At 63.8% G+C, this 21,046-nt stretch carries 19 protein-coding genes; 13 read left to right on the top strand and 6 right to left on the bottom strand.

Annotated elements, in window-relative coordinates; genetic code table 11:
* Window positions 1-66: 66 nt before the first annotated feature.
* Window positions 67-2,820 (bottom strand): response regulator, encoded by a 2,754-nt coding sequence (locus ACZ9A3_RS17235; protein ID WP_045195580.1) that lies wholly within the window; start codon window positions 2,818-2,820, stop codon window positions 67-69.
* Between the two features lie 212 nt (window positions 2,821-3,032).
* Here ACZ9A3_RS17235 and ACZ9A3_RS17230 point away from each other — a divergent pair, with 212 nt between their 5' ends.
* The 7 genes from ACZ9A3_RS17230 to ACZ9A3_RS17200 all read left to right on the top strand — a co-directional run bounded on the left by ACZ9A3_RS17230 (window position 3,033) and on the right by ACZ9A3_RS17200 (window position 11,337).
* Window positions 3,033-3,749, top strand: coding sequence for a response regulator transcription factor (locus ACZ9A3_RS17230; protein WP_045195578.1), 717 nt, complete (start codon window positions 3,033-3,035; stop codon window positions 3,747-3,749).
* 1 nt (window position 3,750) lies between these two features.
* Window positions 3,751-5,091 carry a HAMP domain-containing sensor histidine kinase gene (locus ACZ9A3_RS17225; protein WP_249744405.1) on the top strand — a complete coding sequence of 447 codons (1,341 nt, stop codon included), beginning with the start codon at window positions 3,751-3,753 and terminating at the stop codon, window positions 5,089-5,091.
* Between the two features lie 173 nt (window positions 5,092-5,264).
* Window positions 5,265-6,167, top strand: coding sequence for a cysteine synthase CysM (cysM, locus tag ACZ9A3_RS17220; protein ID WP_093380288.1), 903 nt, complete (start codon window positions 5,265-5,267; stop codon window positions 6,165-6,167).
* A complete protein-coding gene (gene rlmD, locus ACZ9A3_RS17215) occupies window positions 6,167-7,525 on the top strand; it encodes a 23S rRNA (uracil(1939)-C(5))-methyltransferase RlmD (protein ID WP_476252942.1) in 1,359 nt (452 codons plus the stop codon). The genes cysM and rlmD overlap by 1 nt, the downstream gene beginning before the upstream one ends.
* Window positions 7,526-7,624: 99 nt before the next feature.
* A complete protein-coding gene (gene relA, locus ACZ9A3_RS17210) occupies window positions 7,625-9,865 on the top strand; it encodes a GTP diphosphokinase (RefSeq protein WP_476252941.1) in 2,241 nt (746 codons plus the stop codon).
* Window positions 9,866-9,943: 78 nt separating this feature from the next.
* On the top strand, window positions 9,944-10,774 hold the full coding sequence (gene mazG, locus ACZ9A3_RS17205; RefSeq protein WP_093380294.1) for a nucleoside triphosphate pyrophosphohydrolase: 831 nt from the start codon (window positions 9,944-9,946) through the stop codon (window positions 10,772-10,774).
* 23 nt (window positions 10,775-10,797) lie between these two features.
* On the top strand, window positions 10,798-11,337 hold the full coding sequence (locus ACZ9A3_RS17200; RefSeq protein ID WP_045195569.1) for a DUF2058 domain-containing protein: 540 nt from the start codon (window positions 10,798-10,800) through the stop codon (window positions 11,335-11,337).
* Between the two features lie 46 nt (window positions 11,338-11,383).
* Here ACZ9A3_RS17200 and ACZ9A3_RS17195 read toward each other — a convergent pair whose 3' ends face one another.
* The 4 genes from ACZ9A3_RS17195 to purM all read right to left on the bottom strand — a co-directional run bounded on the left by ACZ9A3_RS17195 (window position 11,384) and on the right by purM (window position 14,238).
* Window positions 11,384-11,566 (bottom strand): hypothetical protein, encoded by a 183-nt coding sequence (locus ACZ9A3_RS17195; protein WP_038993913.1) that lies wholly within the window; start codon window positions 11,564-11,566, stop codon window positions 11,384-11,386.
* 241 nt (window positions 11,567-11,807) lie between these two features.
* The gene (locus ACZ9A3_RS17190) at window positions 11,808-12,518 is read right to left on the bottom strand and encodes a DUF3108 domain-containing protein (protein ID WP_045195566.1); all 711 of its coding nucleotides are present in this window, start codon (window positions 12,516-12,518) and stop codon (window positions 11,808-11,810) included.
* Window positions 12,519-12,526: 8 nt separating this feature from the next.
* The gene (purN, locus tag ACZ9A3_RS17185; RefSeq protein ID WP_093380297.1) at window positions 12,527-13,180 is read right to left on the bottom strand and encodes a phosphoribosylglycinamide formyltransferase; all 654 of its coding nucleotides are present in this window, start codon (window positions 13,178-13,180) and stop codon (window positions 12,527-12,529) included.
* Window positions 13,180-14,238, bottom strand: a complete 1,059-nt coding sequence (gene purM, locus ACZ9A3_RS17180; RefSeq protein ID WP_093380300.1) for a phosphoribosylformylglycinamidine cyclo-ligase — start codon at window positions 14,236-14,238, stop codon at window positions 13,180-13,182. The genes purN and purM overlap by 1 nt, the downstream gene beginning before the upstream one ends.
* A 346-nt stretch (window positions 14,239-14,584) precedes the next feature.
* On the opposite strand from purM, the gene ACZ9A3_RS17175 reads away from it, so the two are divergent.
* From ACZ9A3_RS17175 to ACZ9A3_RS17150, 6 genes are all read left to right on the top strand, one after another.
* On the top strand, window positions 14,585-15,634 hold the full coding sequence (locus ACZ9A3_RS17175) for a DUF2066 domain-containing protein (protein ID WP_093380302.1): 1,050 nt from the start codon (window positions 14,585-14,587) through the stop codon (window positions 15,632-15,634).
* Between the two features lie 25 nt (window positions 15,635-15,659).
* Entirely contained in the window at window positions 15,660-16,733 is a 1,074-nt protein-coding gene (locus tag ACZ9A3_RS17170; RefSeq protein WP_045195560.1) for an AI-2E family transporter, read from the top strand.
* A 157-nt stretch (window positions 16,734-16,890) separates the two neighbouring features.
* Window positions 16,891-17,595 (top strand): DnaA regulatory inactivator Hda, encoded by a 705-nt coding sequence (gene hda, locus ACZ9A3_RS17165; protein ID WP_010220358.1) that lies wholly within the window; start codon window positions 16,891-16,893, stop codon window positions 17,593-17,595.
* Between the two features lie 115 nt (window positions 17,596-17,710).
* Window positions 17,711-18,346: a C40 family peptidase gene (locus tag ACZ9A3_RS17160; protein WP_045195558.1), complete on the top strand. Its 636-nt coding sequence runs from the start codon at window positions 17,711-17,713 to the stop codon at window positions 18,344-18,346.
* A 134-nt stretch (window positions 18,347-18,480) separates the two neighbouring features.
* On the top strand, window positions 18,481-19,014 hold the full coding sequence (locus ACZ9A3_RS17155) for a C40 family peptidase (RefSeq protein ID WP_093380304.1): 534 nt from the start codon (window positions 18,481-18,483) through the stop codon (window positions 19,012-19,014).
* A 17-nt stretch (window positions 19,015-19,031) separates the two neighbouring features.
* Window positions 19,032-19,679 (top strand): O-methyltransferase, encoded by a 648-nt coding sequence (locus tag ACZ9A3_RS17150; protein ID WP_476252940.1) that lies wholly within the window; start codon window positions 19,032-19,034, stop codon window positions 19,677-19,679.
* 11 nt (window positions 19,680-19,690) lie between these two features.
* Here ACZ9A3_RS17150 and ACZ9A3_RS17145 read toward each other — a convergent pair whose 3' ends face one another.
* Window positions 19,691-21,007: a PQQ-dependent sugar dehydrogenase gene (locus tag ACZ9A3_RS17145; protein WP_476252939.1), complete on the bottom strand. Its 1,317-nt coding sequence runs from the start codon at window positions 21,005-21,007 to the stop codon at window positions 19,691-19,693.
* Window positions 21,008-21,046: the final 39 nt, after the last annotated feature.

Raw genomic sequence — 21,046 nt, 5'->3', positions numbered from 1 at the left:
TGAAGGCTTTGCCGGAAAGTTTAACCAAGGGGCAAGGATCGGGCCTTGCCCCAGGTCAGCCAGGGTTCAGGCGCTCATGCGCGCCTGGGCAGTCAGCCGGGTGATGGCCCGGTCCAGTTCGTCCAGCGCTTGCGGCGCCTGTGGGTCATCCTGCTTGAGCAAGGTTTCACTGCGTTGGCAGGCGGCGCGCAGTTGCGGCACCCCGCAGTAGCGCGAGGCGCCATTGAGGCGGTGCACGCGCTCGATCATGCCATTGCGGTCGGCTGCCTCGCGGGCGACACGAATCGCTTCGCGGTCGGACTCCAGCGACGCCAGCAGCATCGCCAGCATGTCGGCGGCCAGGTCCGGCTTGCCGGCAGCCAGGCGCAGGCCTTCCTCGGGGTCGAGCACCTTCAGTTCGCTGCTGTCCGGCGTGCGCTCCAGCGGGCGTTCCGGGCGCGGCGCACCGAGGGCCATGCCGGTCCATTTGAGCACCACCTGGGCCAGTTGGCGCTCGCTGATCGGTTTGGTCAGGTAGTCGTCCATGCCGCTGTGCAGCAGGGCGCGTTTTTCGTTGGCCATGGCGTGGGCGGTCAGCGCCACGATTGGCAGCGCCGGGCCGCTCTGGCTGGTTTCCCACTGGCGGATCTGCTCGGTGCATTCGCGCCCGTCCATGCCGGGCATCTGCACGTCCATCAGCACCAGGTCGAAGCGCTCGTCCTGCACCGCCTGAACCGCCGCATAGCCGCTGTCGACCGCCAGCACTTCGGCACCCAGGTCTTCGAGCAGGGTTTGCACCAGCAGCAGGTTGGCCGGGTTGTCGTCGACGCACAGCACCTTCGGCAACGGCTGGTCGGACACCGGCTTGCTCTCGCTGCCCGGGCGCCGCGGCTGGACCATCTCGACCAGGGCCCGGCGCAATTTGCGCGTGCAGGCAGGCTTGGCCTGCAACTGGCCGTGAGCATTGGGCAGGTAAGGGTGGTACAGCGCCTGTTCGGTGGTCGGGCACAGCACCAGGGCCTGGCAGGCGAGGTTTTCCAGTTGCTGGATGTACTGACCGAGGCGCTCCGGCGAGAGGCTGTCGAGGTTGACCCCAAGCACCGCCAGCTCGAAAGGTTGCCCGGCCAGGCTGGCGGCTTCGACCGCGTGCAGCAGTTGTTCGACCGTGGTGTACAGGCTGACGCTCAGGCCACAGTCTTCCAGTTGATGCTCCAGGGCCTGGCGCGCCAGTTCGTGGCTGTCGACAATTGCTACGCGGCGGCCCACCAGCGGTTGCGTTGGCAGGTCTTCGGCGTCGTCGCGGGCCTTGGGCAGGCTCAGGCTGATCCAGAACTGCGAGCCTTCGCCGGGCGTACTGTCGACGCCGATCTCACCGCCCATCTGTTCGATCAGGCGCTTGGAAATCACCAGGCCCAGGCCTGTGCCACCGGGTTGGCGCGACAGCGAGTTGTCGGCCTGGCTGAAGGCCTGGAACAGTGCCCGCACATCCTGGCTGGACAAGCCGATGCCGGTGTCCTGAACGCTGATGCGCAACTGCACGCTGTCTTCGCGCTCGTCCTCGAGCATGGCCCGGGCGACGATGGTGCCCTCGCGGGTAAACTTGATGGCGTTGCTGACCAGGTTGGTAAGGATCTGCTTGAGCCGCAGCGGGTCGCCAACCAGCGACAGCGGTGTATCGCGGTACACCAGGCTGACCAGCTCCAGCTGTTTGGCGTGGGCCGCCGGGGCGAGGATGGTCAGGGTGTCCTGGATCAGGTCGCGCAGGTTGAACGGAATGCTGTCGAGCACCAGCTTGCCGGCCTCGATCTTGGAGAAATCGAGGATCTCGTTGATGATGCCCAAGAGGCTGCCGGCGGACTTTTCGATGGTGCCCAGGTAGTCGAGCTGGCGCGGGGTCAGTTCGCTTTTTTGCAGTAAATGAGTGAAACCAAGAATGCCGTTCAGCGGCGTACGGATTTCATGGCTCATGTTGGCGAGGAACTCGGACTTGATCCGGCTGGCCTCCAGGGCCTCCTTACGCGCCATGTCCAGCTCGATGTTCTGGATCTCGATGGTTTCCAGGTTCTGGCGCACATCTTCGGTGGCCTGGTCGATGCTGTGCTGCAGCTCTTCGTGGGCGTTGTGCAGGGTTTCGGCCATACGGTTGATCCCCGCAGCCAGTTCATCAAGCTCGTAACTGCCCATTGCCGGCAAGCGTTCTTCGAGGTTGCCGTCTTTCAACTGGGTGACTGCGTATTTGATCTGGCCGATCGGGCCGTTGATCGTGCGGCTCATGCGCAGGGCCAGCAGGGCGGTGGCGGCCAGGCCGAGGAAAATCAGCAGCAGGCTGGTAAACAGGCTGCGGTAGCCGCGCAGCAGGGTGCCGTCGTGGGACAGCTCGATTTCCACCCAGCCGAGCAGGCGATCGGCTTCGCCGGGAATCAGCTCGCCGGCCAGGTCGCGGTGGCGGCCGAACACCGGCAGCAAGTAACGGGTGGCGTCATTGCCGGTGCGCTGCAGCAACTGCGTGCCGCCACCGGTGGGTGCCTGGTTGAGCATGCTCGGGCCGGCGTGGGCCAGGGCGTTGCGGTCGGGGCCGAGAAAAGCCACGGCACGCACATCGGACTGCTCCAGGGCCTGGGCGGCAATGCGCTCCAGCTGCGCCGGGTCGTGCCGTGCCAGGGCCGGCGCCACCAGCGGGGCCAGTTGCTCGGCAATCATCTTGCCGCGTTGCAGCAGTTGGGTCTGCAGCTCGCTCTGCTGCAACCAGGTGAAGTAGCCGCCCAGCACCAGCGCCATCAGGCCGGCTGGCAACAAGGCGAGCAACAGCACGCGGCTTCTGATCCCCAATCTATTCAGCACGCCACTCTCCTGTGCCCGGTAAGCGCTGTAAGCCTCCGCCAGCTCCTGCTGACGGACCAGTCGGAAAAGTACCGCGCCTACTCGCGTAATGCACTCATTTGTATCTGCTTTTGTCGATTGCCAAGGATAACCGGGGCTTTGGTCGAGCTGCGGTTGCCTGTGCAGGGGGAATGCCGAATAATCGCGTGATTGAGAATTGCTAGCATCGGCCAATGACTCCTGTATCTATTAGTACCTCCAACATCCTTGCCATCGAGGACGATCCGGTCCTGGGTGCCTACCTGCGCGAAGAGCTGCAACGCGGCGGCTTCAAGGTCACCTGGTGCCAGAATGGCAAGGAGGGCCTGCAGGTCGCGCAGAGCAGCCGCTTTGATGTGGTGCTGATGGATATCCTGCTGCCCGGCCTCAACGGCCTGGATGTACTGGCGCAGTTGCGCAAAAGCAGCTCGACGCCGGTGATCCTGATGTCGGCGCTGGGCGCCGAGGCCGACCGCATCAGCGGTTTCAAGCGTGGCGCCGATGACTACCTGCCCAAGCCCTTCAGTATGGTCGAGCTGCAGGTTCGCATCGAAGCGATCCTGCGCCGGGTAGCGCTGGAGCGGCGCCACCAGCAACCGGCTGCGATGCTGGCCGGTGAACTGCGCTTCGACGAAGAGGCCAGCGATGTCTGTTATGGCCAGCAGTGGGCGGGGTTGACCCTCAGCGAGTACCGCCTGCTCGACACCCTGCAGCGCAGCGATGAAGAGGTGCTGAGCAAGGCCTTCCTTTATCAGCAGGTGTTGCAGCGCGGCTATGCTCGCCACGATCGCAGCCTGGACATGCACGTCAGCCAGATCCGCCGCAAGCTCAAGGCCATCGGCTACCTGGAGCGCGAGGTGCGCACGGTGTGGGGCAAGGGCTACGTGCTCAGTAGCGTTGAGGTGCACTGAGGTGCCCAATCGTCATTCCGTGTTCTGGAAACTGGCGATCCTGCTGGTGGGCTTCTGCCTGCTGATGATCGGCCTGAGCTGGACCTGGGGCCGGCACATGGACACCCAGAACGCCTTCCTTTCCGAACAGGCCAAAAGCATCCTGCAAGGCTATGCCAGCGAAGCCGAGCAGGCCTGGCTGCAAGGCGGGCAGGCCGGTATCGACGCCTGGCTGGCGGCGGTGGGTGAAAAGGAAAGCGGCTGGGTCGGGGTGATCGGCCCGAACCTGCAGTCGTTGAGCAGCACGCCGCTCAACGAGGCTGAAAGCCGGCGCCTGACCTTTCTGCGCGGCATCGACTGGCCAGTAAGCCCGCGCGCGATCGGCATGCCGTGGATGCGCCTGCCGTTCCCGCAACAGCCACATTTGGGCACCTTGGTCATGGAGCTGCCGCAGCGCCTGGCGCCGGGGCAGTACCGGGTGCTGTGGCGGGTGGTGACCAACGGCATCATCCCCGGGCTGTTTACCTTGCTGCTATGCGTCGGCCTCTACCGCATGCTGGTTGTGCCGCTGATCCAGTTGCGCGAGCAGGCCAATGCCTGGCGTGCCGACCAGCTATCGGCCCGGGTCGCCAGCAGCACCACCAGCCGCCAGGACGAGTTGGGCGAACTGGGCCGTGCCTTCGATGACATGGCCGAACGTCTGCAGGGCACGGTGGCCTTGCAACAGCAGCTGTTGCGCGACCTTTCCCACGAGCTGCGCACGCCCTTGAGCCGCTTGCGCGTGGCCTGCGACAGCGAGGCGGATGCCAATCAGCTACGCGTACGCCTGGGGCGCGAAATCGACTGCATGCAGCATCTGGTCGAAGATGCCTTGCAACTGGCCTGGCTCGACACTGAGCGGGCGCCCTTGAGCAAAGAGCCGATTCAGGTCCAGGCCCTGTGGGAAATGCTCGCTGAAGACGCCTGCTACGAAAGCGCCTGGCCGGCCGCGCAACTGCGCTGCGGGCTGGATGCCTCGTGCTGGGTGCAAGGCAACCTCAACAGCCTGGCCCAGGCCCTGGAGAACATCCTGCGCAATGCCATTCGGCATTCCTCGGCCACGGGGGTGATCCGTCTGGACGGGCGGCGCCAGGGCGATACCTGGCTGATCTGGCTGGAAGACCAGGGTGGTGGCGTCGCCGAAAGCGAGCTGGAGCGCATTTTCGCACCCTTTACCCGCCTGGACGGATCGCGCCCCGGCGATGGCGGCTTCGGGCTGGGCCTGAGCATTGCCCGCAATGCCGTGGTCCGCCAGGGCGGGCGCTTGTGGGCGCAGAACACCGGGCAGGGCTTGCGCCTGAACATGCAGCTGCCAGCAGTGTGATCTCCTTTGGGAGCGGCGGTGCGGCGACCCGACTTGACCCCCGATAGGGCTGCAACAGGCTCCGCAATCCCAGCTTATAGCTCGCAGCTATAACCCCAACACATTGCGTGATATGGGCAAATCCCGTTTGCCGGTATGATAGGCGCCCCCGCAGTCTGGATTGCGAATACGCCATGACCTTGCAGTACCCAACCATCGCCGATTGCGTCGGCAACACGCCTCTGGTCCGCCTGCAGCGCATTGCCGGCGAAACCAGCAATACCCTCCTGCTCAAGCTTGAAGGCAACAACCCGGCAGGCTCGGTCAAGGACCGGCCGGCGCTGTCGATGATCACCCGCGCCGAGCTGCGTGGGCAGATCAAGCCGGGCGATACCCTGATCGAAGCGACCTCGGGCAACACCGGCATCGCTCTGGCCATGGCGGCGGCGATCAAGGGTTACAAGATGATCCTGATCATGCCCGACAATTCCAGCGCCGAACGCAAGGCGGCGATGACCGCCTATGGCGCCGAGCTGATCCTGGTCAGCAAGGAAGATGGCATGGAAGGCGCCCGCGACCTGGCCGACCGCCTGCAGGCTGAAGGCCGTGGCCTGGTGCTCGACCAGTTCGGCAATGGCGACAACCCTGAAGCCCACTACGTGAGCACCGGCCCGGAAATCTGGCGCCAGACCCAGGGCAGCATTACCCACTTCGTCAGCTCCATGGGCACCACCGGCACCATCATGGGCTGCTCGCGCTACCTCAAGGAGCAGAACCCGGCGGTGCAGATCGTCGGCCTGCAGCCGATGGAAGGCTCGGCCATCCCCGGCATCCGTCGCTGGCCGCAGGAATACCTGCCGAAGATCTACCAGTCCGAGCGCGTTGACCGTGTGGTCGACATGGCCCAGAGCGAAGCCGAAGAAACCACCCGCCGCCTGGCCCGGGAAGAGGGCATTTTCTGTGGTGTGTCCTCCGGTGGTGCAGTGGCAGCCATGCTGCGCCTGTCCCGCGAGCTGGAAAACGCCGTGATGGTGGCGATCATTTGCGACCGTGGCGACCGTTACCTGTCGACCGGCATTTTCGATTCAGTGAACTGATGTCCAAGAACAAACGTAACAGCGGCCTGCGCTTTCAGCCGGCCGGTGGCACCCGCGCGCCACAGATCCCCACCGGTAAAAAGCAGCGCCTGAGCATCGAGCGCCTGGCCGGTGACGGCCGGGGCATCGCCTTTCTCGACGGTCGTACCTGGTTCGTCAGTGGCGCGCTGGCCGAGGAAGAGGTCGAAGCGCGGGTGCTCAACACCCACGGCAAGGTGGTCGAGGCGCGCCTTGAGCGGGTGTTCAGTGCCAGCCCGGCGCGCCGCGAGGCCCCGTGCAAGCACTTCGACCGCTGTGGCGGCTGCAACCTGCAGCACCTGCCCCATGCCGAGCAACTGGCGCTCAAGCAACGCCTGCTGGCCGAGCAGTTGCAGCGGGTTGCCGGCGTGCAGCCCGAGCATTGGGCCGCGCCGCTGAGCGGTCCGGAATTCGGCTACCGGCGCCGGGCGCGGGTTGCGGTGCGTTGGGACAACAAGGCAAAACAGCTTGAAGTCGGTTTTCGCGCCGAAGCCAGCCAGGACATCGTCCCCATCGACGACTGCCCGGTGCTGGTACAACCCTTGCAATCAATCATGCGTCACCTGCCTACGCTGTTACGCAGCCTGAGCAAGCCGCAAGTGGTGGGTCACGTCGAACTGTTCAGCGGTACCGCGCTGGCGCTGCTGTTGCGCCACACCGGGCCATTGGGTGAGGGCGACCTGGCGCGCCTGCAGGCGTTCTGCGCCGAGGCCGGTGCGCAGCTGTGGCTGCAAGGGGAGAGTGAACCTTTGCCGCTGGACGCCGGTCAGAGCCTCGGTTTCCGCCTTGAACCGTGGAACCTGGAGCTTGCGTACCGGCCGGGCGATTTCGTCCAGGTCAACGCCCAGGTCAACACCGCGATGATCGAGCAGGCCCTGGCCTGGTTGGCGCCGCAGGCCGATGAGCGCGTGCTCGACCTGTTCTGTGGCCTGGGCAACTTTGCCTTGCCGCTGGCCCGGCAGGCCAAGGAAGTGGTGGCGGTGGAGGGGGTGCAGGCGATGGTCGAGCGGGCCGCCGCCAATGCCCGTAGCAACAATTTGCATAACACGCAGTTTTTTCAGGCCGATTTATCGCAGCCTTTGGCGGCGTCGGGCTGGGCCGCAGGAGGCTTTTCTGCGGTACTCTTGGACCCACCGCGTGATGGTGCATTTGAGGTTGTGCGAAAAATCGCAGACCTCGGCGCGAAACGTCTTGTTTATGTATCGTGCAATCCGGCGACCCTGGCCCGCGACACCGTTGAACTGGTCAGGCAGGGTTACCGGTTAAAAAGTGCCGGGATTCTCGACATGTTTCCTCAGACGGCGCATGTCGAAGCCATGGCGTTATTCGAAGCGGGTTAGCCAGGCTGACGCGTTCGGCGCTGCACCTTGGGTCCGGCAGGGGCAGCACCAGTGATTTCAAGCGCATCGCGAATGCGCTGTAGGGAAAGGTAAACAAAGATGGTACAGGTGAGAGTGCACCAGCCGGTCAACACCGACGGCAGTATCAATCTCGAAGCATGGCTGGATCATGTGGTGAGCGTCGACCTGGCGCTGGACCGGGAGGCCCTCAAGGCCGCTTGCGAGTTCGCCCAGGACATCGAAAAAAAGGGCAACCCGGCCAAGCATTCCTGGGCCGATGGTACGTCGAGTTTCCAGGCCGGCCTGGAAATCGCTGAAATCCTGGCCGACCTCAAGCTCGACCAGGACTCGCTGGTCGCCGCGGTCATCTACCGCGCCGTGCGCGAAGGCAAGGTGACCCTGGCTGAAGTCGGCCAGCGTTTTGGCCCGGTGGTCTCCAAACTGATCGACGGCGTGCTGCGCATGGCAGCCATCAGTGCCAGTCTCAGCCCGCGCCAGTCGCTGGTGCTGGGCTCGCAGGCGCAGGTCGAGAACCTGCGCAAGATGCTCGTGGCAATGGTCGACGACGTGCGCGTGGCGTTGATCAAGCTGGCCGAGCGGACCTGCGCGATTCGCGCGGTCAAAGGCGCCGACGACGAGAAACGCAATCGCGTCGCCCGCGAAGTCTTCGATATCTACGCACCGCTGGCCCACCGACTGGGCATCGGTCATATCAAGTGGGAGCTGGAAGACCTGTCCTTCCGCTACCTCGAATCCGATCAGTACAAGCAGATCGCCAAGCTTTTGCACGAGCGCCGGCTGGACCGCGAGCGCTTCATCAGCGACGTGATGAACCAGCTGCAGAACGAACTGCTGGCCACCGGCGTCAACGCCGACATCAGCGGCCGGGCCAAGCACATCTATTCGATCTGGCGCAAAATGCAGCGCAAGGGCCTGGAATTCAGCCAGATCTACGACGTGCGCGCAGTGCGCGTGCTGGTCCCGGAAATGCGCGACTGCTACACCGCGCTGGGTATCGTCCACACCCTCTGGCGGCACATTCCCAAAGAGTTCGACGACTACATCGCCAACCCCAAGGAAAACGGCTACCGCTCGTTGCACACCGCGGTGATCGGCCCTGAGGGCAAGGTCCTCGAGGTGCAGATCCGCACCCATGCCATGCACGAAGAGGCCGAGCTCGGCGTCTGCGCGCACTGGCGCTACAAGGGCACCGATGTCAAACCCAGCTCCAACCACTACGAGGAGAAAATCTCCTGGTTGCGCCAGGTGCTGGAATGGCATGAGGAGCTGGGCGACATCGGTGGCCTGGCCGAACAGCTGCGCGTTGATATCGAACCGGACCGGGTCTACGTATTCACCCCCGATGGCCACGCCATCGACCTGCCCAAGGGCGCCACGCCGCTGGACTTTGCCTACCGGGTGCACACCGAGATCGGCCACAACTGCCGCGGGGCGAAGATCAACGGCCGCATCGTGCCGCTCAACTACAGCCTGCAGACCGGCGAGCAGGTCGAGATCATCACCAGCAAGCACGGCAACCCCAGCCGCGACTGGCTGAACTCGAACCTGGGCTACGTCACCACCTCGCGGGCGCGGGCGAAGATCGTCCACTGGTTCAAGCTGCAGGCCCGCGACCAGAACGTCGCCGCCGGCAAGACCCTGCTCGAGCGCGAACTCAACCGCCTAGGCCTGCCGCAGGTCGACTTCGAACGCCTGGCGGAAAAAGCCAACCTGCGTACCGCCGAGGACATGTTCGCCTCGCTGGGCGCCGGGGACCTGCGCCTGGCGCACCTGGTCAACGCCGCGCAGCAACTGGTCGAGCCCGAGCGCAGCGATCATGTCGAGCTGGTGCCGCGCAAGGCCACCGGCTACAAGCCGGGCAAGCGTGGCGACATCCAGATCCAGGGCGTCGGCAACCTGCTCACGCAAATGGCCGGTTGCTGCCAGCCGCTGCCGGGCGATGCGATTGTTGGCTACATCACCCAGGGCCGTGGCGTGACCATCCACCGTCAGGACTGCGCCTCGGTGCTGCAACTGGCCGGGCGCGAGCCGGAGCGGATCATCCAGGTCAGCTGGGGGCCGGTGCCGGTACAGACCTACCCGGTGGATATCATCATCCGTGCCTACGACCGTCCGGGCTTGCTGCGTGACGTTTCCCAGGTCCTGCTCAACGAGCGGATCAACGTGCTGGCGGTCAACACCCGCTCGAACAAGGAAGACAACACCGCACTGATGTCGCTGACCATCGAGATTCCTGGCCTGGATGCCCTCGGGCGCCTGCTGGGGCGGATTTCGCAACTGCCGAACATCATCGAGACGCGGCGTAACCGTACGCCGTGAGACTGCTATCGCGGGCCAGGCCCGCTCCTGCAGGCATCCTCTGTGGGAGCGGGCTTGACCCGCGATAAGGAACCCAAGATGTATACCCTAGACGACCTGCTCCACCTCATGGCCCGCCTGCGCGACCCGCAGCATGGCTGCCCGTGGGACCTCAAGCAGACCTACGCGACCATCGTCCCCTACACCCTCGAAGAAGCCTACGAAGTGGCCGACGCCATCGAGCGCAGCGACTTCGAGCACTTGCAGGGCGAACTCGGTGACCTGCTGTTCCAGGTGGTCTACTACAGCCAGCTGGCACGCGAAGAAGGCCGTTTCGAGTTCGATGGCGTGGTCGACAGCATCACCCGCAAGCTGATCCGCCGCCATCCGCACGTATTCCCAAGCGGTGAACTCTACGCTGCCCTCGACACACCCAAGCTCGACGAAGCCCAGGTCAAGCAGCGCTGGGAACAGATCAAGGCCCAGGAGCGCGCCGAGAAGGGCGAGCCCGAGCAGTTGTCGTTGCTCGACGACGTGCCGGCCGCGTTGCCGGCCTTGTCGCGGGCGGCCAAACTGCAAAAGCGTGCCGCCCAGGTCGGTTTCGACTGGCCACACGCCTTGCCGGTGCTCGACAAGGTTCGCGAAGAACTCGACGAAGTGCTGCAGGCCATGGCCGACGACGACAGCGTGGCCCTGGCCGACGAGCTTGGCGATTTGCTGTTCGCGGCGGTCAACCTGGCCCGGCACCTGAAGGTCGACCCGGAAAACGCCCTGCGCGGGGCGAACAAAAAGTTTGAGCGACGTTTCCGTTTTATCGAACAGGCATTGCGCGACATAGGCCGTCCGATTGAAGATTGCACCCTCGAAGACATGGATGCGCTCTGGGGCGAAGCCAAACGTCAGGAAAAGAACCTGCCCAGCTGCGGCTGAGCTGTTGCATAAGTGAGTGAACGATGAGCCTTTCCCTTCGCGACCAATTGCTCAAGGCCGGTCTGGTCAACCAGAAACAGGTCAAGCAGGTCAGTAAAGATCAGAAGAAACAAAAGCGCCTGGAGCACAAAGGCCAGGTCGAGGTCGACGATACCCAGCAGCGGCTGGCCAAGGAAGCCATGGCGGAAAAAGCCAAGCGCGACCAGGAGCTCAACCGCCAGCAGCAGGAGAAGGCCGAGCAGAAGGCCCGCGCCGCCCAGGTCAAGCAATTGATCGAAGTCTCGCGCCTGCCCAAGCTGACCACCGAGGACTACTACAACTTCGTCGACGACAAGAAGGTCAAGCGTCTGTCGGTCAACGCCCTGATGCGCAGCAAGCTGAGCAGCGGTTCGCTGGCCATCGTGGCCCATGGCGGTGGTTACGAAGTGATCCCCCGTGAAGCGGCGCTGAAAATCCAGGAGCGCGACCCGCAGCGCATTGTCCTGCTCAACACCCAGGTTGAAGAGCCGGATGCCGACGATCCGTACGCGGCCTACGTGATCCCTGACGATCTGATGTGGTAAAGACGACAAACCCCGCTTCGGCGGGGTTTGTTTTTTCTGGAGGGGGTTATTGCTGTTGCCGTCTGTTCTCGAGGTATTCCAGCTCGATGCGGTAGCTGTGGGCCTCATGCTCGTTGTGGAACATGCCGACCAGCTCACCCTGCTGATGCACATCCCAGATGCGCACGCCTGCAGCCAGGCCTTCGTGAGACATTTTGCTTTCGTCGCGCTCAGTTACTTTGACAGTCATCTGCAAACTCCACTTTCAGTTAACTGCGGCACCGTGTCGCAGGTCTCTTTTATAGAATTTGTTAGCAGGCTAAGTAAATAAACGGCGCATGAAACATCTTTCATGTCCCTGTGGGGGCGGGCTTGCCCCGCGATGCGATGTGACTGGTAGCCTGCGATCGCGGGGTAAGCCCGCTCCTACCAAGGGTGTAAAAAAAACCCCGCACTTGGCGGGGTTTCGGGTGTTACCAGCAGTCAGGCAATCAGTTGCCCTTGACTGTCTTGCCGTCGACCGTGCCGTCCTGCAGGACGATCACGTACTCCTTGCCGTCGGTCTCGACCTGGCGCAGTTGCACCAGCAGGTAATCCCAGTCCTTGGCGAACCACAGCTCGGTGATGCGCTTGCTCTGGCTCGGGTCGCGCACGCGCTCGACCTTGATGGCATCGACCTGGCCGGTCTTGGTGGTGACTTTCTCGCTGCCCAGGACGCGGAAGTCGTAGGTGTCGATCTCGTCGCCATCGACCACCTGGTAGCTCACGCTCTTCTTGCCGGCTGCCACGTCATGCTGCAGGGCCAGTTGATAGGTGGACTTGTCGAGCACACCGCGGTTGAGCGGCAGGTTGATCGCATCGCCGCGGTCGGTGCCGGTGATCTTCTTGCTGCTCCAGTCGAAATCCAGATCGACCTTCTTGGCCTTGCCCAGGCCGCCACGTTCGAAGTGGTAGGTCTGGGGCAGCAGGGTGTCCTTGTCCAGCTTCAGGGTACTTTGCTCAATCAGGCTGGCAATCATCATCGACGCCTTGAAATTGAGGTTCCAGGTACCGTTGGCGTTCTTTTCCAGGCTGCGCTCGGCAGTGCCACTCATGGGCAGTTGCTTCCAGTCGGCGGTGTAGCTGGCCGAGAATGGCTTCAGATCGGCTGCCTGCAACGGCAGCGCGAGCACGGCGAGAGCGAAGAGCAGGGCACGACGCATAATTTCTCCTAGGGTCGAATCAAGTGGCCGCTGGCCGCCAGAGGCTGGCCATCCAGTAGAGCACCGTGCTCGCCCAGGCGCAAACGGCCCTCGGCAAACCAGCGCACCGCCAGCGGATAGATCAGGTGTTCCTGGCTGTGAACCCGCTGTGCCAGACGTTCTGGCGTGTCATCCAACTCTACCGGTATCACTGCCTGTACGACCAGCGGTCCGCCATCGAGTTCCTCGGTGACGAAGTGCACGCTGCAGCCATGCTCGGCATCGCCGGCTTCCAGCGCTCGTTGATGAGTGTGCAGGCCCTTGTACTTGGGCAGTAGGGAAGGGTGAATGTTCAGCAGGCGGCCCTGGTAGTGACGGACAAAGCCGGCACTGAGGATGCGCATGAAACCGGCCAGCACCACCAGTTGCGGGCGGTAGCCATCGATCAGTTCGACCAGTGCCGCGTCGAATGCCTCGCGGCCGTCGAAGGCCTTGTGGTCGAGCACGGCGGTGGCGATACCGGCGTCTTTGGCGCGCTGCAGGCCATAGGCGTCGGCGCGGTTGGAGATGACCGCGCAGATCCGCACCGGGCTGTCGCCGGTGCGGGTGCTGTCGATCAATGCTTGCAGGTTGCTGCCGGTGCCGGACAACAGCACCACGACATCACAGGTCTTGCTCGGCATCAGTGTGCCTTGACGTTCTTCAGCTCAACCTGGGCAGCGCCTTCGGCGGCGATGCCGATCTGGCCGATGACCCATGGCTGCTCGCCGGCTTCACGCAGGACCTTCAGGGCGATGTCGACCTGGTCCTGGGCGACGCAGATGACCATGCCGACGCCGCAGTTCAATACGCGGTGCATTTCGTGCTCGTCGACGTTGCCTTGCTGTTGCAGCCAGTCGAACACCACCGGGCGATTCCAGCTGGCCACGTCAACCACAGCCTGGGCGCCTTTTGGCAGGACGCGCGGGATGTTGTCGAGCAGGCCGCCACCGGTGATGTGGGCCATGGCCTTGACCGCGCCGGTGTCCTTGATCAGCTTGAGCAGCGGCTTTACGTAGATGCGCGTCGGGGCCATCAGCAGTTCGGTCAGCGGCTTGCCGTCGAGCTGGACGGTTTCGATGTCGGCACCGGAAACTTCGATGATCTTGCGGATCAGCGAGTAGCCGTTGGAGTGCGGGCCGGACGATGGCAGGGCGATCAGCGCGTCGCCAGTGGCAACCTTGGAGCCGTCGATGATTTCGGCTTTTTCTACCACGCCAACGCAGAAGCCGGCCAGGTCGTAGTCTTCGCCTTCGTACATGCCTGGCATTTCAGCGGTTTCACCGCCGACCAGGGAGCAACCAGCCAGTTCGCAGCCAGCGCCGATACCGGTGACCACGGTAGCGGCAACGTCGACATTGAGTTTGCCGGTGGCGTAGTAGTCGAGGAAGAACAGCGGCTCGGCACCGCAGACCACCAGGTCGTTGACGCACATGGCGACCAGGTCCTGGCCGATGCTGTCGTGCTTGTTCAGGTTCAGTGCCAGGCGCAGCTTGGTGCCGACGCCGTCGGTGCCGGAGACCAGAACCGGCTGCTTGTAGCCGGCCGGGATCTCGCAGAGGGCGCCAAAACCGCCCAGGCCGCCCATGACTTCCGGGCGCGCCGTGCGCTTGGCAACGCCTTTGATGCGTTCGACCAATGCTTCACCGGCGTCGATGTCTACACCGGCGTCCTTGTAGCTCAGGGAGGGTTGCTTGCTCATGATCCAGGCCTTTAGGGGGGAGGGATTCAGGGGAATCGACCGTGACCTGCCAGGCAAGGCGGAGGGAATCCGGCTGCCTGACCGTCGCCGGTCTGCGAAGGCGCGCGATTTTATCAGGGTTGCCCGGTAGCGGCCATCCTCAGGCCGACGGGCAGGGCCTTAAATGTTGCGAAAAATACGCTTTAACAGTGCGCGACTGGTTGCCACGGCGCAGGCTGTATAAGGTATAGCAAAGGCGATGGGCGCAATTTGCCGCCAGCGGTTGAATGTTTTACCGGGTGCTGCGGTCTGAGCTGCGTCCGTTTTTGTCGCCCACGCTTCTTTATTACCTGGACAGGAATCCTCCATGCGTTTGCGTAATTACCTGGCCGCCGGCTGTCTGGCCCTGTTCGGCCTCTCGGCTCAGGCCGAAACCCTCTCCGGCCTTTATCAGGTCCGCGAACCGGTCACCGGCCAGGGCGCCGAAGCCCGTACCCAGGCCACCGAAAAAGCCCTCGAAACCCTGGTGTTGCGCCTGACCGGCGACGCCAAGGCTGTGCAAAGCCCGGGCCTGGCTGCGCTGCGCAAAGACCCGCAACAAATCATCAGCCAGTTCGGCTTCGAGGCCGGCCCGCCGGAAACCGTGCTGGTCGACTTCGACCCGGGCAGCACCGAGCGCGCCTTGCGTCAGGCGGGCCTGGCCCTGTGGGGCAATAACCGGCCAGCGATCCTCGGCTGGTGGTTGAACGACAGCGTCGAAGGTTCGAACCTGGTTGGTGACGGCCAGGGCAGCGCCGAACCGCTGCGTCGCGCCGCCCAGCACCGCGGCCTGCCGCTGCGCTTGCCGCTGGCCGATCTGCAGGAGCAACTGGTGGCAACCGGCAAGAATCTTGAAGGCACCGACCCGGCGCCGCTGCGCGAGGCTTCCGAGCGCTACGGCGCCGATGCCTTGCTGGCGGTGCACGCCAGCGAAGCCGATGGCAAATGGCAGGGTAAGTGGCGCCTGTGGCTGGGCGAGCAGCGCGAGCAGGGCACTGCCGAGGGCGCTGATCAGGCGGCCCTGGCCGATGCCGTGATGCTCGCCGTCAGCAACCGCCTGGCGCCGCGCTTCGTCGCCCGTCCAGGGGCCAGCAGCGAAATGCAGGTGCAGGTCCAGGGCATGACCCTGGAACGTTATGCCGAACTGGGCCGGGTGCTCGAGCCTTACGGCGCGCGGCTCAAGGTGGTGCAGGGCGATACCCTGACCTATCAGGTCACCGGCAACAGCGATCAGTTGCGCGCGCAACTGGGCCTGGCCAAGTTGCAGGAGCTGCCGGCCGATGCGCCCGCGGCACCTGCAGCCGTCGATCCGGCCAACCCCGGGGCAACCCAGGCCGCCGCCCCGCAACCTTTCAACGGGCTGCGTTTTCGTTGGTAAACCCTGACCTGGCCGGGAGCCGTTCATGACTGATACACGTCGCTGGGTATGGGTAGGTGGGGCGCTGCTGTGCGCGGCCTTGCTGTATTGGCTGCACCCGATTCTTTCGCCGTTTCTGGTCGGCATTTTGCTGGCCTACCTGGCCGATCCGCTGGTCGACCGTCTGGAGCGCGCCGGCCTGTCGCGCACCTGGGGTGTGGTGGTGGTGTTTGCCCTGTTCACCCTGCTGCTGACCTTGTTGCTGCTGGTATTGGTGCCGATGCTGGCCAAACAGCTGGTGCGCCTGTATGAGCTGGCGCCGCAGATGCTCGACTGGCTGCAGCACCAGGCCCTGCCCTGGGTGCAGACGCGCCTGGGCCTGGCCGACGGCTTCTGGAAGTTCGACAAGATCAAGGCCGCCATCAGCGAGCACATGGGCCAGACCACCGACATCGTCGGGGTCATCCTGTCCCAGGCCACTGCTTCGGGCCTGGCCCTGATTGGCTGGCTGGCCAACCTGGTGCTGATCCCGGTGGTGAGCTTCTACCTGCTGCGCGACTGGGACCTGATGATGGCCAAGATCCGCAGCCTGCTGCCGCGCCAGCGCGAGGAACGAGTGGTGGCCCTGGCCGGTGAGTGTCACGAAGTGCTGGGCGCCTTCGTCCGTGGCCAGCTGCTGGTGATGCTGGCCCTGGGTATCATCTATGCCTCGGGGCTGATGCTGGTGGGCCTGGAGCTGGGCTTGCTGATCGGCCTGCTGGCGGGTCTGGCGGCGATCGTGCCGTACATGGGCTTCATTATTGGTATCGGCGCGGCGATGATTGCCGGGCTGTTCCAGTTTGGCGGCGACCCTTATCCTTTGCTTGGCATCGCAGCCGTATTCATGGTCGGCCAGGCGCTCGAAGGCATGGTGCTGACACCGCTGCTGGTGGGCGATCGCATTGGCCTGCACCCGGTGGCGGTGATCTTCGCGATCCTGGCCGGTGGCGAGATGTTCGGTTTTACCGGGGTGTTGCTGGCCTTGCCGGTGGCGGCGGTGATCATGGTGCTGCTGCGCCATGTGCATGACCTGTATAAAGAGTCGGATATCTACGCGGGTGAAATCGACCCGGATCTCTAGCTTGATAGCACCTGGCTTGCATTGGCCTTTACCCGCTAATGCAAGCCTTTGATTTTACTTGTGGTCTGCGCCGATTGTGCGAGGGGCTCCACGGGTATAAACTTTGCAGACTTTTCACAAAAGGCCCCTTGCGGTTCCCCGGAACTGCCCAGCCAGCATGAAACCGATCCAGTTGCCCCTGGGTGTGCGTCTGCGTGATGACGCCACCTTCATCAACTACTATCCGGGTGCCAACGCCGCCGCTTTGGGCTACGTCGAGCGACTCTGCGAAGCCGACGCCGGCTGGACCGAAAGCCTGATCTACCTGTGGGGCAAACAGGGCGTGGGCCGCACCCACCTGCTGCAGGCCGCCTGCCTGCGCTTCGAGCAACTGGGTGAACCGGCGGTGTACCTGCCCCTGGCGCAATTGCTCGATCGCGGCGTCGAATTGCTCGACAACCTCGAACAGTATGAACTGGTCTGCCTCGACGACCTGCATGTCATTGCCGGCAAGCCGGAGTGGGAAGAGGCCATGTTCCACCTCTTCAATCGCCTGCGCGACAGTGGTCGGCGCCTGTTGCTGGCTGCCTCCAGCTCGCCCCGCGAACTGCCGATCAAGCTCGCCGACCTCAAGTCGCGCCTGACCCTGGCGCTGATCTTCCAGATGCGTGCGCTGTCGGACGAAGACAAGCTGCGCGCCCTGCAATTGCGTGCTTCGCGCCGCGGCCTGCACCTGACCGACGAGGTCGGGCACTTCATCCTCACCCGTGGCACCCGTAGCATGAGCGCACTGTTCGACCTGCTTGAGCGCCTCGACCAGGCCTCTTTGCAGGCTCAACGCAAGCTCACCATCCCGTTCTTGAAAGAAACTTTGGGCTGGTAAGGCAGGGGCTAGAGCCTCGGCACATAAAAGTCACATTTTTTTCGATTGAATTTGCAAATCGATGCGATAGAAGGCATAGTCTCGACTTCTTTAAATTCCAGACACGGTCGTGCCCATGCTAAATCGCTTCGCACCCCTCGTGCCCCTCGCACTCGTGACCCTGCTTTTTGGCTGCGCGACCACCGGTCCCGTATCGCAGCAGCAGGTTCAGCAGCAACCGGTTTCCGCTCAGGTTTCGACCAAGTCCTCCGTCCAGGCGACGTTCGAGGAAGAGCTGGCCACCGAAGAAGAGCTGCAAGATTTCTCCAGCAGCAAGCCTTACCAGCTGCCAGCCCTGGCCGACAACATTCTCGAGCGCGGCATGTCGCTGATCGGTACCCGCTACCGTTTCGGTGGTACCTCCGAGAACACCGGCTTTGATTGCAGCGGCTTCATCGGCTACCTGTTCCGCGAAGAAGCCGGCCTCAACCTGCCGCGCTCTACCCGCGAAATGATCAACGTCAAGGCCCCGCTGGTTGCTCGCAACAACCTCAAGCCAGGCGACCTGCTGTTCTTCAGCACCAATGGTCGCGGCCGCGTCAGCCACGCCGGTATCTACCTCGGCGACGATCAGTTCATCCACTCCAGCAGCCGCCGCAGCGGTGGCGTGCGCATCGACAAGCTCGGTGATCGCTACTGGAGCAAGACCTTCATCGAAGCCAAGCGTGCACTGGCCATGGCTCCGGCCGCGACCACGCTCTCGCGCAACTGATCCTTCGACAGGTTTGACCACGGCGACGTAGCTGAAAAGCTCGTCGCCGTGCGTGTTTACAGAAAGCGTCTAATCTAAATTCTCAACTCTTTTCGGCTCTTGGCCGAAGCGGCTTCAGACAGGATGTTCTGACCATGGCGATGATGGCGCGCTTCGCTCTACTTTCCCTCGCAGCACTGCTCGGTGCCTGCTCAAGTCATGCCCCGGCCCCGCGTAAAGTGGTCGAGCCGGCAGTCATGGCCCCGCAAGTGTATTTCTCCCCGGTTGCCGAAGACGTGCTGTTCCGCGCCCTCGGCCTGGTCGGCACGCCGTACCGTTGGGGCGGCAACACCCCGGATTCGGGTTTCGACTGCAGCGGCCTGATTGGCTACGTCTATCGTGATGCTGCGGGCATCTCGTTGCCCCGTTCGACCCGGGAGATGATCGGCATCCGCGCACCGAGCATCGAGCGCAACGACCTGCAGTCCGGCGACCTGGTGTTCTTTGCCACCAATGGTGGCTCGCAGGTCAGCCATGCCGGTATCTATGTCGGCGAAGGGCGCTTCGTCCATGCCCCGGCCACCGGCGGAACGGTGCGCCTGGACTACCTGTCCAACAGCTATTGGCAAAAGACCTACCTGAACGCCAAGCGGGTGCTGCAGCCAGCGCACCTGGCGCGCAACCCCTGACCTGTGCGAGGTAGACGATGACCGCCCAGACGCTCTACCTCGACGACCCCCTCTACCACTACCTGCAAAGCGTGTCGCTGCGCGAGACGCCGTTGCTCGCCCGTTTGCGTGAAGAAACCCAGGCCCTGGCCGAAGCACGCTGGCAGGTGGCACCGGAGCAAGGCCAGTTGCTGGCGCTGCTGGTGCGCCTGATCGGTGCCGAGCGGGTGATCGAGGTGGGTACTTTCACCGGCTACAGCGCTTTGTGCATGGCTCAGGCCATGGCGCACGGGCAGTTGCTCTGTTGCGACCTTGAAGGCAGCTACAACGCCGTGGCCTGGCGCTACTGGCAGGAGGCTGGAGTCGCCGAGCGCATCGAGCTACGCCTGGCGCCGGCGTTGCAGACCCTGGCGACACTGCCATCAGCGCGCTACGACCTGATCTTCATCGATGCCGACAAGGCCAACTACCCGCACTATCTGGAAGAGGCCCTGCGACTGCTGCGAGTGGGCGGGCTGGTACTGTTCGACAACACCTTGTGGAGCGGGCGGGTGCTTGAGCAAAAGCCGGACAGCGAAGATACCCGCGCCATTCAGGCCTTGAACCGCACGCTCAAGGACGACCCACGGGTGGACCTGTCGATGTTGCCGATTGGCGATGGCCTGACCCTCTGCCGCAAACGCTAAGCTCCCCCGGCTTACCGGGCCTTGCTCACCCGCCAGATCGTGTTCCCGACATCATCGGCTACCAGCAGCCCGCCGCGCTGATCGTTGATCACCCCGACCGGCCGGCCCATGGCCTTGCCTTCATCATTGAGAAACCCGCTGAGCACGTCGATCGGCTTGCCCGCAGGTTTGCCGGCAGTGCTGAAGGGTACGAAGATCACCTTGTAGCCACTGTGCGGCTTGCGGTTCCACGAGCCATGCTGGCCAATGAACGCGCCTTGCTCGAACGGTGCCGGCAGCACCCCTGCTTCGGCGAAGGTCAGGCCCAGCGACGCCGTGTGCGGCCCCACCGCATAGTCCGGGGCAATGGCGCTGGCCACCAGGTTCGGATCAGACGGGTTGACCCGCTGATCGATGTGCTGGCCGTAATAGCTGTAGGGCCAGCCATAGAAGCCGCCATCCTTGACCGAGGTAATGTAGTCGGGCACCAGGTCGCTGCCGATCTCGTCACGCTCGTTGACTGCGGTCCACAGCTGTCCGGTGTGCGGCTCCCAGGCCAGGCCGTTGGGGTTGCGCAGGCCTGAGGCGAAGATCCGCGTCTGGCCGCTGGCCGGGTCGATTTCCCAGATCGCCGCGCGGCCTTTTTCCTGGTCCATGCCGTTCTCGCCGACATTGCTATTGGAGCCGACGGTGACGTAGAGCTTCTTGCCGTCACGGCTGGCGATCACGTTCTTGGTCCAGTGATGGTTCAGCGTGCCGCCCGGTAGTTCGGCCACGGCTGTACCCGGGCCCTTGATCGAAGTCGCGCCGGGTTCATAGTGAAAGCGCAGCAGGCGATCGGTGTCGGCGACGTAGAAGTCATTGCCGACCAGGGCCATGCCGAACGGTGAATTGAGGTTCTCGATAAACGTCGTGCGGGTTTCCGCCACGCCGTCGTGGTCGCTGTCGCGCAGCAGGCTGATGCGGTTGGCGCTGGGCACGCCGGCGCCGGCGCGGTCCATGACCTTGCCCATCACCCAACCGCGAATACCCTTGCCGTCATCGGGTTTGGGCGGGGCATTGGTTTCGGCCACCAGGATGTCGCCGTTGGGCAGGGCATAGAGCCAGCGCGGGTGGTCCAGGCCTGCGGCGAAGGCCGCCACCTGGGTGCCGGGCGCGGCCTTGGGCGTCATGCCCTGGGGCCAGCCAATGGCGGGGGCGATGTTGACGGTGGGGATCAGGGTCTTGTTCGGTTCGGGCAATTGCGGCGACGGGCCGACCCCGTCGCTGACCTCAAGGCGGGCGTTCTCGCCGCAGCCGCTTAACCCCGCAGTCACTGCCAGCAGCAGTGCAATCGGCTTGATACCCATGTCGTTTCCCTCGCAATGATGGCCGCTATTGCCAGTAGA

This window comes from Pseudomonas sp. TE4620 (assembly GCF_056279045.1).
The sequence above is the reverse complement of the archived record's forward strand: the minus strand, read 5'-3'. Positions and strand labels throughout refer to the sequence as shown.